The following is a 10575-nucleotide window of genomic DNA, read 5'->3' as shown; positions in this document are numbered from 1 at the left end:
AGCCTGGCGGCACCGATGCTGGCGCACCTGGCGATCAACGAGACCGCGGCGGCGGCCGCGTTGACCGTCCGGCGGCGTTCCCGGCTGACGCCGCCGGGCTCCTCCGATGCCGACGCGGGCTTTTGAGACCCTGAGCAATGGGCGTTCGTCACCGAGCCGATCCGGACAAGACCCGCCAAGCCGTCCTGGCGATCGAGGGCTGGTTGCGCGACGGCAACAACCCGGCTCCCGACCGCGCCGAACTCGCGGCTGCGGTGCGGCTCACCGCGTGGACGCTGGCTGCGCAGGCCCCGGGCGCCAGCGTCGAAGTCCGGGTACCACCGTTCGTGGCGGTGCAGTGTGTTCCCGGGCCGCGGCATACTCGCGGTACACCGCCGAATGTGGTTGAAGCCGACGCCCGTACCTGGTTGTTGCTCATTACCGGGTTACTGGAAGTGGCGGCGGCGCAGTCCGCGGGGTTGTTGCAACTGAGCGGATCCCGGGCCGGAGAGATCGGGAACTGGCTACCGCTGGTCGAGCTGACCGGTTGAGCGCGACAGCGGAGCCAGGCCCGACGGAATCAGTTCCAGCTGGACGTCACGACCTCACCCGGGTCGCCCGTTGAGGGCACCGCGACGATGACCAAACTTGTCGGTGGCATCGGCGCGCTCACCGAGCATCTGATCTGGTTGCGCCCGAACACATTCCGGCGCCGTTCGCTGCTCGGCTGTCCGGCCGCGACCACCGCGGGTGCTGTATTTCGGCGGTGCGGGATGTCATGGCAACCCGGGCACCACCTTCACTGCCGGATACAACGCGGGGTGCCAGGTGCTCGAGGATCGCGGCGCCAAGTAGCCGACGACCAGTCCGCTGTGACATATGTAACAGATGTTGCAGCTGAACGCTTCTGGGGTTCCGAGGTGCTGAAACGCGGTCAGTACGGGGCGCAACACGCCGTCTCCATTCGCAGTCCTGACCGTCATTTCCGTAGACTCCGATACGTCACCAATCCGCGCCTAGGGAGCCGCCCCACTGTGACCGCTCAGCAGCCGATAGTCGACGAGAATCCGCCTGGCGAAGAGTGCGGCGTATTCGGAGTTTGGGCCCCCGGCGAGGAAGTCGCGAAGCTGACTTACTACGGCCTCTACGCCCTGCAACACCGCGGCCAGGAAGCCGCCGGCATCGCTGTGGCCGACGGGTCACAGGTCCTGGTGTTCAAAGACCTCGGGCTGGTCAGCCAAGTTTTCGACGAGCAGACGTTGGCGGCCATGGAGGGCCACGTCGCCATCGGGCACACCCGCTACTCCACCACCGGCCACACCACCTGGGAAAACGCGCAGCCGGTGTTCCGAAACACCGCAGCTGGCACCGGCGTTGCGTTGGGGCACAACGGCAACCTGGTCAACAGCGCCGAACTCGTCGCCCGCGCCCGCGAGGCCGGACTGATCAACACCCGGGCCCCAGGGGCCGCGACCACCGATTCCGACATGCTGGGCGCGCTGCTGGCCCACGGTGCGGCTGACTCCAGTTTGGAGCAGGCGGCATTGAAACTGCTGCCGACTGTGCGCGGCGCCTTCTGTCTCACTTTCATGGATGAGAACACGCTTTATGCGTGCCGGGACCCGCACGGGGTGCGGCCGCTGTCGCTTGGACGCCTAGACCGCGGATGGGTGGTGGCTTCGGAGACGGCAGCGCTCGACATCGTCGGCGCGTCCTTTGTCCGCGATATCGAGCCCGGTGAACTGCTGGCGATCGACGCCGATGGAGTGCGGTCCACCCGCTTCGCCAATCCCACACCTAAGGGTTGCATCTTCGAATATGTTTATCTGGCCCGGCCGGACAGCACCATCGCCGGCCGTTCGGTACACGGGGCCCGCCTCGAGATCGGTCGTCGGCTGGCCCGCGAACACCCGGTGGACGCCGACCTGGTGATCGGCGTGCCGGAATCCGGTACGCCCGCCGCGGTCGGTTACGCGCAGGAGTCCAACATCCCCTTCGGCCAAGGCCTGATGAAAAACGCCTATGTCGGGCGCACCTTCATACAGCCATCGCAAACCATCCGCCAGCTCGGAATCAGATTGAAGCTGAATCCGCTCAAGGAGGTCATCCGGGGCAAGCGCCTCGTCGTCGTCGACGACTCGATCGTGCGGGGCAATACTCAGCGCGCCTTAGTGCGGATGCTGCGCGAGGCCGGCGCCGTCGAAGTGCACGTGCGTATCGCCTCGCCGCCGGTCAAGTGGCCCTGTTTCTACGGCATCGATTTCCCCTCGCCGGCCGAATTGATCGCCAACGCTATCGAAGACGAGAGTGAGATGCTCGAAGCGGTTCGGCATGCGATCAACGCCGACACGCTGGGTTACATCTCGCTGCGGGGTCTGGTCGCCGCTACCGAACAACCCACCTCGCGACTGTGCACTGCCTGCTATGACGGTAAGTATCCGATCGATCTGCCCAGCGAGTCCGCACTGGGCAAGAATGTCGTCGAGCAGATCCTCGCCAACGCCGCGCGGGAGGTTGGTGCCGTCACTCTGGCCGGCGACGCGTCACTCGGCGCTGAAGAAGCCCTGCGCCGCCCGTAGCCTTCGACCCGATCGGCCGGTATCGGCGCCCTGCCGCAGATTGCCGCCCGAGTCGCCGATACCGGTGGGCACCGACCGGTAGCCTTTAAGCCGATGACGGACACCGGACAAAGCCCCGGACAACATTCGGGCATTCACGGCGTCACCTACGCATCGGCCGGGGTAAACATTGAAGCCGGTGAGCGCGCTGTCGAATTGTTCAAACCGCTTGCTTCCAAGGCGACCAGACCTGAGGTGCGCAGCAAGCTGGGCGGTTTCGCGGGTCTGTTCGCGCTGCGCGGTGAATACCGTGAACCACTCCTGGCGGCATCCAGCGACGGGGTGGGCACGAAACTGGCCGTCGCGCAGGCGATGGACAAACACGACACGGTCGGCCTGGACCTGGTGGCTATGGTGGTCGACGACCTGGTGGTCTGCGGCGCCGAGCCGTTGTTCCTGCTCGACTACATCGCTTTGGGCCGGATCGTGCCCGAGCGGTTGAACGCCATCGTCGGCGGAATCGCCGACGGATGTATGCGCGCCGGTTGTGCATTGCTCGGCGGCGAAACGGCGGAACATCCCGGGCTGATCGAACCCGACCACTACGACATCTCGGCTACCGGCGTCGGCGTGGTCGAAGCCGACGACGTGCTGGGCCCCGATCGGGTCAAACCCGGCGACGTCATCATCGGCATGGGCTCGTCCGGCTTGCATTCCAACGGGTACTCGCTGGCTCGCGCCGTCCTCCTGGAGATCGACCGGATGAACCTGGCGGGCCACGTCGAGGAGTTCGGTCGCACGCTGGGCGAAGAACTACTCGAGCCGACGACGATCTACGCCAAGGACTGTCTGGCGCTGGCCGCCGAGACTCAAGTCCGGACGTTCTGCCATGTCACCGGCGGCGGACTGGCCGGCAACCTGGAACGCGTCATCCCGCAGGGACTGCTGGCCGAGGTTGACCGGGGCACTTGGACACCGGCGCCGGTCTTCGCGATGATCGCTCAGCGCGGCCGGGTGATGCGCGCGGAGATGGAGAAGACGTTCAACATGGGCGTGGGGATGATCGCCGTCGTCGCTCCGGAGGACACCGACCGGGCGCTGGCCATCTTGACCGCGCGGCACCTGGACTGCTGGGTGTTGGGAAATGTCAGCAAGGGCGGGAAGGAAGGCCCACGCGCCAAGCTTGTGGGCGAACATCCGAGGTTTTGACCGGGGTCCGGTCAGGACGGCTTCAGCGACGCCACTCGTCGCTATCCCACGGGTCGTCAGAGAGCCCGCCGTCGCCATCTAGTGAATTAGAGTCTTCACCCACCGACCCCGACAGCTCGCGCTGAAGCCGCTCGAAATCAGTCTGCGGTGAGCTGTATTTGAGTTCTCGAGCAACCTTGGTCTGCTTCGCCTTAGCCCGGCCGCGGCCCATGGGGGAACCCCCTCGCGCAATAACGGAGCGGCCCAACGAGTAGGCGGCTCCGATCTAGGTGTGTATTTCGTCCTGTCGTGTAGCTTACCGTGCCCTGTGGCCCTCCGCTGGGACGCCCTACCCCGCTGCGACATCCGTCATCGGCCGAGACCGCGCAGCCGTTCGACGGCGAGCCGACCGGCGCCGGCCGCGTCGGTGGGCGGCAGCGAGTCAGGGTCCATCACCGCTGTGACCTCGGCGTCACCACCGGTGACCAAGGCGGTATCCGCCGGCAGCCCGCGCTTCAACAGGGCCAACCCGACCGGCCCTAGATCGACATGGTCGACCACAGTGCCGAGGCGGCCCACCGCCCGGCCGCCGGCCAGCACAGGGTCGCCGGTGATCGGCCGGTCGACCGAGCCATCGAGGTCCAGCAGCACCAGCATGCGCGGCGGCTTGCCCAGATTGTGTACCCGCGCGACGGTCTCCTGGCCGCGGTAGCAACCTTTGTCGAGGTGGACGGCGCCCAACCCGGGTCCGCCGATCCAGCCCACTTCATGTGGGATGGTGCGCTCGTCGGTGTCCACCCCGAGCCGGGGCCGCCTGGCAGCTACCCGGTGCGCCTCGTAAGCCCATACACCCGCTGGGCGAACTCCGGCCTGCGTCAGGCGATGGCGCCAGTCGGCCGATTCCGGGCGCGCCACCAGCAGGTCCAGTTCGATTTGTGCGGTCGTCGCCCCGGGCATCCGCCGGAGGATGCCGCCGCCTGTCAGCGGCAGTGCCGTCATCTCGTTCGGTAAGGCGTCGATGCCGAGCGCGTCCAGCACCGGTTGTTCAGCCAAGCCGGGGCCGAGCAGTGAAAACACCGCCACGTCAGCGGCATCGGGACTGACGTCGGACCAGAACACCATCTTGCGCAGATATGCCAGCAGCGGATCACCTCGCCACGGTTCGGTGTCGAGGTAGGTCACACCGCCCAGTTCGGTCTGAATCCAGTGGTCTTCGACGCGGCCCTGCCCGTCCAGACTCAGGTTGTGCGTGCTGGCGCCTTCGGGCAGAGCACTGACATCTTGCGTCGAAATGTTGTGCAGCCACGTCTGCCGGTCGGCGCCGGTCAGAGTCAGGACGGCGCGGTGCGAACGGTCGACCAGCACTGCTCCGATCTGGGCTGTCCGCTGTTCACCGAGCGGGTCACCGTAATGCCAGACCGCGCCGGCGTCCGGTCCGGATTCGGGTGCGGGAACTGCTGACACGTATTAACTCTACGGACGCGCGGCGCCAGGCGTGCTGGCCCGCCTCCTCCTCGGGCCTGTAGCCCGCATCGTCACCAGGCGGGGTTTGATCGCCCGCCTCCTCCTCGGGCCTGTAGCCCGCATCGTCACCAGGCTAGGCTTCTCGTCCATGGCCAGCCACAAGGGTGTGGTCGTCACACTCGACGGCCAGATACTTGCGCCCGACACACCGCTGCTGTGCGCCGACGACCTTGCTGCGGTGCGTGGCGACGGTGTCTTCGAGACGTTGCTGGTACGCGACGGCCGCGCCTGCCTGATCGAAGCGCATCTGGACCGGCTGACTCATTCGGCGAAACTGACCGACCTGCCCCGACCGGAGCTGGACAACTGGCGGCGAACGATCAACTTGGCGGCGCGACGTTGGGCAGCGCACACCAGCGATGAGGGCGCGATGCGGCTGGTGTATAGCCGCGGACGCGAAAGCGGCTCGGCACCAACCGCTTACGTGACGGTGAACCCGGTGGCCGATCGAGTGGCCGGTGCCCGGCGGGACGGTGTCGCGGCGATCACGCTGCCGCACGGTCGGCCCGTCACCGATATCGACGCCATGCCGTGGCTGTTGGCAAGCGCCAAAACACTGTCTTACGCGGTCAACATGGCCGCTTTGCGGCACGCGGCCCGCCAGGGCGCCGGCGACGTCATCTTCGTCAGCTCCGACGGCTACATCCTCGAGGGTCCGCGCTCCACGGTCGTGATCGCCGCCCGAGGGGAAGGAGTCGACGGCGTCACCGAGCTGCTGACACCGCCGCCGTGGTATCCGATCCTGCGCGGCACGACCCAGCAGGCGCTCTTCCAAGTCGCCCGCGCCAAGGGCTACGACTGCGACTACAGAGCCCTGCGCCCGACCGACCTGGCCGCCGCCGAAGGGATTTGGCTGGTGTCGAGCATGACGCTGGCCGCACGGGTGCACACCCTCGACGGCCGCCGGCTGCCGCGTCCGGCGATCGCGGGGGAGTTCGCCGAACTCGTCGACGCCGCCATTGTCACCGATCGGTGAAATCGGTTGTCGCCGTGACGGTGAACCGGTACCTTCGGCTGTACACAAGGAAGGAGGTGGTCCAAGAAATTGATAGCTTCATGGACATGTGAGGTGGCTGCGCGCTAAACAGCGCCCGGCTGGAAAGAAACCGGCATTACCGCGCTGGCGAATTCCACGCAGCCACCCGGCCCCCGAGCCTCCGGTCCGTCCAACCAGGAACATCGGCTCGGGGGCCGTTCCATGTCGGAAGACCTGATGGCGGCGACCCGCTTCGCCCGGCTTTCAGCCGCGCTCCCGATCGCCGATCTGATGGCGGCGACCCGCTTCGCCCGGCTTTCAGCCGCGCTCCCGATCGCCGCGCGCCCGGCCGAACCATTCTGTCAGCCGACGAAGCGCGACAATCGCGCGGACAGATGTGGGACCAGGCCGCCGTCAGCGTCCACCCGCTCCTCGACGTACGCCAAGTCGCCGCCCTCGACGATGCCGTAGAGCCGTTTGGCGCCGCCGACCAAGACGCCCGTCTTGCTGCACGCCAGCGCGTCGGTCACCAGCTCCCACGACGACTGATTACGCGGCCGGCCGTAGAACAATTCGACGTAACCGGCCGAATGCGCCAGCAACAGCTCGATGGCCTGCGACTCCTCTGGGTCGAGGGGATCGGTGACGAACCGCCAGAAGCCGGTCTCGCGCAGGTCGTGCCCGTCGTAGTCGCCGGACTCGGTCAGCCGCCAGGACCGGGCCTCCCAGTTGAGGTAGTGCCCGCCGTCATGGGAGACAACGATCTGCTGGCCGAACCGGTAGTCGCCGTGCGTTCCGCGGCCCTCACCCTCGCCGCGCCAGACGCCCACCAGCGGCAGCAGTGCCAGCAGTGTGTCGTCGAGGTTGGCGCCTTTGCGCAGATTGGCGGTATCGGCCGGGATCGGGAGGTCGTCGAAAACCGGGATGTTCCGGCTCGCGGTCGCCTTGGCCCGTTCGGCGGCTGCAGCCACGGCACGGTCGGCGGAACCAGTGGAACGAACCGGCCCGACGGATCTCTCTCCGGAAGTCACGACTCGTCGGTCACGAGCCGGTACAGCGCGTACAGAGCGAACCACGCGATGATCAAGACAGTCACCACCAGCATGATCTCGAAAAAGAGCACCACGCCGACGAGTTTAGTCGCGTTCGGTCAGGCGATCTTGATGTCCACCTCGTGAATCCCTGGCCCGGACGGCGACACCACGGCGTCCCCGTTACCGGAAGCCGACAGCGCGCGCACCGTCCACGAACCCGGTGCGGCGAAGAACCGGAAGTCACCGGTGGCCGAAGCGACGACCTCCGCGGTGAACTCGCTCGAAGAGTCCAGCAGCCGCACGAACGCGCCACCCACGGCCTGGCCGGAATCGTCCACGACCCGGCCAGTGATGACCGTCTCCTTCTCCAAGTCGACGCTGGCAGACAACGTCTGTCCTTGCTTCGGTGCAGAGCACATATATCTAACTTCCCAACTCGATCGGGGCGCCCACCAGGGAGCCGTATTCCGTCCAACTGCCGTCGTAGTTCTTGACGTTCTGGTGTCCGAGCAGCTCGTGCAGCACGAACCAGGTGTGTGAGGACCGTTCCCCGATGCGGCAGTACGCAATCGTTTCCTTCGACCCGTTCAAACCGGCGTCGGCGTACAGCTTGGTCAACTCCTCGTCGGATCTGAACGTGCCGTCCTCATTGGCCGCTTTGCTCCACGGCACGTTGATCGCACCCGGGATGTGACCCGGCCGCTGGCTCTGCTCTTGCGGCAGATGCGCCGGCGCAAGAATCTTGCCGGAGAACTCATCCGGCGAGCGGACGTCGACCAGGTTCTTGACGTTTATGGCCTCGATGACCTCGTCGCGGAACGCCCTGATCGAATTGTCCGGCGTGGCGGCCGAGTAGGAGGTCGCCGGGCGGCTCACCTTGTCCGACGACAGCGCGCGGCCGTCCAGCTCCCACTTCTTGCGGCCACCGTCGAGCAGTTTCACCTGCGAGTGGCCGTACAGCTTGAAGTACCAGTAGGCGTAGGCGGCGAACCAGTTGTTGTTGCCGCCGTAGAGGATCACGGTGTCGTCGTTGGAGATACCGCGGTCGCTCAACAGCTTGGAGAACTGCTGGGCGTCGACGAAGTCGCGTTTCACCGGGTCCTGCAGATCGGTACGCCAGTCCAGCTTCACGGCGCCGGGGATGTGCCCGCCGTCGTAAGCGCTGGTGTCCTCGTCGACTTCCACGAAGACGACGTTGGCCGCGTCGAGATTGCTCTCGGCCCAGTCAGCGGAGACCAAGACGTCGGAACGTGCCATAGGGGAATCCTTTCGATTGCGTGGCGAAAGTCGGTTATGCGGTTTCGGCGGCTTTGGGAGCCGGTCGGAGGCGAACGACGAGCGGATAGATCTGGCAGCCCAGACAAATGCCGAAAGCGGCGTTCAGCAGGGCGGCGACCAGCGCAGCCCCGGTAGCGACGACACCCACGTACAGCGCCCCGGTAGCGAACCCAGCAACGCCGGCGACGGCGAAGACCAGGCCGACGAGTTGAGCGAACTTCAGCGGCGGCACCGGTTCACGATCCCGGACCGGCCCCAGCCGAGGCGCAACCAGGCTGGCGAAGACGAGGCCGTACGGGTGCCGCTTGGGCCCCGCGATCGCGCCGATCGCGAAAACCACCGCCTGAACGCTCAGGATGACGGCGGCCGCCCGACTGCTGACGGCTGAGTTGATCAGCGTGACCACCAGGACCGCGGTGGTGATCCACGCGACGAACCGGGGACCGCGGACATCGACCTGAGCGGCGGTGGTGGTCGACATGGAACTACTCCTGCTCCTACATGCACGGAATGGGTGGAGGCACGCCATACTGGCTGCTCCGAGCGCGGCACGCGTACGCGCGGCGACTCAGCAGCTACAACAACAACAACAGCCCGCGGTGCGGCGCAGATCGACTGCGCGACGCTTGGTGAGCACGAGCTCAAGGCGGGCGAACACGTCGGATAGCTTACCCAATCGGATGGCAGTCAAGCCAACAGCGGTTCCAGCGCAGACCGCAGATCGGCGACCTTGGGAACACCGGCACTGCGGTAGCGCTGACGTCCATCGGCGTCGAAGATCAACGTGGCCGGCAGCGACAGCACCGAAAACTTCTGTGCCGCGCCAGGATCGGCATCCAGATCAACTTCGACGTGCGCAACGTCAGCGAGATCGTCGCAGACCTGATGCACCACTCGGCGCACCTGGTTGCATTGCCCACACCAGGCTGCGCTGAAGTGCACGATGGTCGGACCGGTTCCGGAAAGCCCCAGACTCGCGGTCTCCGGCTCGTCAGCGCCCGCTTTGGATCCGGGTCTGATCTCCCGAACATCTCCGGACCTGCGAGTCAGCAGCCAGCCGGCCAGCAGGGCCAGCCCGACGGCGGCCACGATCGCGACGGTGGCGGTGATCACGTGCCCGTCTCCTGCTCGCCTCGGGCGGTGCTGGACAATTCGACTCCTCGGGCCGTTCGGCGCGCATCGTCGCTGGGGTGCTCCCTCACGACTCTTTGAACCCATCGAGTGCGACGGTTACTCCCACGGCGATGCCTTCGATGATGACGTCGGAGCCACGCGCGCCCTGGCTGGTCGGCGCCACGCCGAACGGCAGCCGCTGATCAGGCACCTGCTGACGGAACGCCGCGAGCACCGCGTCGCGCTTGTCGTCGGGAACGTGCTGATTGGCGGTGTCCGGACCGGTCAGGATCCCAGTGGGTGTCAGCACCAGCGTGCTCCGGTCGGCACCGGCCATCGACAGGTCCACCGAGACGCTGACCCGCTTGTCGAAGTTGGCCGACTTTGGAGTGCCAGTGAACACTAGTCCATGGCTGTCAGAAATCCCGGATTCGGTGGTGCCGCCGGTGGCGTCGTTGGTCTCCTGGGGCGGCGCCTCCACCATCAGGTCGTTGATGCCCAAGTAGCGGCCCAGATGCGCCGAGTCGATGATGACTCGGCTTTCCAGCTTGCCGACGGGCAGCTTGGCCTGCGAGCTGATCAGCCACGACGCCTCAGTCAAGTCGACCGAGTGCATGGTGGCCTCCAAGGTGGCCTTGCCCACCATCGCGTGGTCGACGGCGTTGGCTTTGACCTCCATCTCGTCGTAGTGGTCGTTCATCGCTTGCGGAATGAACGGAAAACCCAAGATGGCGATGAACGGATCCGATCCGAGGTCTGCGGCCCTTCGCATCGCGACCGACAAGTGGTATTCGGCGTAAATACTGGTGCCGACGTCGATACCGAGAGCTGCGACGGCGGCGACCACCACGGCCGTTGCCGATACGGCCGCCCCAAGCAGCACCTTGCGCATCTGGACATTTTAATGACCGCGAACGTCGACTTG

13 protein-coding genes are annotated in these 10575 nt (G+C 66.2%); 4 read left to right on the top strand and 9 right to left on the bottom strand.

The window, feature by feature from the left end; translation table 11 throughout:
- Positions 1-137: 137 nt before the first annotated feature.
- From WA317_RS07850 to purM, 3 genes are all read left to right on the top strand, one after another.
- On the top strand, positions 138-530 hold the full coding sequence (locus WA317_RS07850; RefSeq protein WP_425172494.1) for a sterol carrier family protein: 393 nt from the start codon (positions 138-140) through the stop codon (positions 528-530).
- A gap of 483 nt (positions 531-1013) precedes the next feature.
- Positions 1014-2558 (top strand): amidophosphoribosyltransferase, encoded by a 1545-nt coding sequence (purF, locus tag WA317_RS07845; protein WP_425172493.1) that lies wholly within the window; start codon positions 1014-1016, stop codon positions 2556-2558.
- A 93-nt stretch (positions 2559-2651) separates the two neighbouring features.
- The gene (purM, locus tag WA317_RS07840) at positions 2652-3746 is read left to right on the top strand and encodes a phosphoribosylformylglycinamidine cyclo-ligase (RefSeq protein WP_425172492.1); all 1095 of its coding nucleotides are present in this window, start codon (positions 2652-2654) and stop codon (positions 3744-3746) included.
- Between the two features lie 22 nt (positions 3747-3768).
- Here the strand turns inward: purM and WA317_RS07835 are convergent, their stop codons facing one another.
- Both WA317_RS07835 and WA317_RS07830 read right to left on the bottom strand, forming a co-directional pair.
- Positions 3769-3957 carry a DUF3073 domain-containing protein gene (locus WA317_RS07835; protein ID WP_425172491.1) on the bottom strand — a complete coding sequence of 63 codons (189 nt, stop codon included), beginning with the start codon at positions 3955-3957 and terminating at the stop codon, positions 3769-3771.
- Between the two features lie 137 nt (positions 3958-4094).
- Positions 4095-5189 (bottom strand): YgfZ/GcvT domain-containing protein, encoded by a 1095-nt coding sequence (locus tag WA317_RS07830; RefSeq protein WP_425172490.1) that lies wholly within the window; start codon positions 5187-5189, stop codon positions 4095-4097.
- A 166-nt stretch (positions 5190-5355) separates the two neighbouring features.
- On the opposite strand from WA317_RS07830, the gene WA317_RS07825 reads away from it, so the two are divergent.
- Entirely contained in the window at positions 5356-6225 is an 870-nt protein-coding gene (locus WA317_RS07825; protein WP_425172497.1) for an aminodeoxychorismate lyase, read from the top strand.
- A gap of 362 nt (positions 6226-6587) precedes the next feature.
- Here WA317_RS07825 and WA317_RS07820 read toward each other — a convergent pair whose 3' ends face one another.
- The 7 genes from WA317_RS07820 to lmeA all read right to left on the bottom strand — a co-directional run bounded on the left by WA317_RS07820 (position 6588) and on the right by lmeA (position 10542).
- Positions 6588-7256, bottom strand: coding sequence for an FABP family protein (locus WA317_RS07820; protein ID WP_425172489.1), 669 nt, complete (start codon positions 7254-7256; stop codon positions 6588-6590).
- Positions 7257-7375: 119 nt separating this feature from the next.
- The gene (locus tag WA317_RS07815) at positions 7376-7678 is read right to left on the bottom strand and encodes a DUF1416 domain-containing protein (protein ID WP_425172488.1); all 303 of its coding nucleotides are present in this window, start codon (positions 7676-7678) and stop codon (positions 7376-7378) included.
- A gap of 4 nt (positions 7679-7682) precedes the next feature.
- Complete coding sequence (locus WA317_RS07810; protein WP_425172487.1) at positions 7683-8516, bottom strand: sulfurtransferase; 834 nt, start codon at positions 8514-8516, stop codon at positions 7683-7685.
- A 34-nt stretch (positions 8517-8550) separates the two neighbouring features.
- Positions 8551-9018, bottom strand: coding sequence for a DUF4395 domain-containing protein (locus WA317_RS07805; RefSeq protein WP_425172486.1), 468 nt, complete (start codon positions 9016-9018; stop codon positions 8551-8553).
- An 87-nt stretch (positions 9019-9105) separates the two neighbouring features.
- The gene (locus WA317_RS07800) at positions 9106-9174 is read right to left on the bottom strand and encodes a putative leader peptide (protein WP_425172496.1); all 69 of its coding nucleotides are present in this window, start codon (positions 9172-9174) and stop codon (positions 9106-9108) included.
- A gap of 50 nt (positions 9175-9224) precedes the next feature.
- Positions 9225-9650 (bottom strand): thioredoxin family protein, encoded by a 426-nt coding sequence (locus WA317_RS07795; RefSeq protein WP_425172485.1) that lies wholly within the window; start codon positions 9648-9650, stop codon positions 9225-9227.
- Positions 9651-9735: 85 nt separating this feature from the next.
- Positions 9736-10542 carry a mannan chain length control protein LmeA gene (lmeA, locus tag WA317_RS07790; protein ID WP_425172484.1) on the bottom strand — a complete coding sequence of 269 codons (807 nt, stop codon included), beginning with the start codon at positions 10540-10542 and terminating at the stop codon, positions 9736-9738.
- Between the last annotated feature and the right edge of the window lie 33 nt (positions 10543-10575).

The organism is Mycobacterium sp. (assembly GCF_049802695.1).
Lineage (GTDB): Bacteria > Actinomycetota > Actinomycetes > Mycobacteriales > Mycobacteriaceae > Mycobacterium.
The sequence above is the reverse complement of the archived record's forward strand: the minus strand, read 5'-3'. Positions and strand labels throughout refer to the sequence as shown.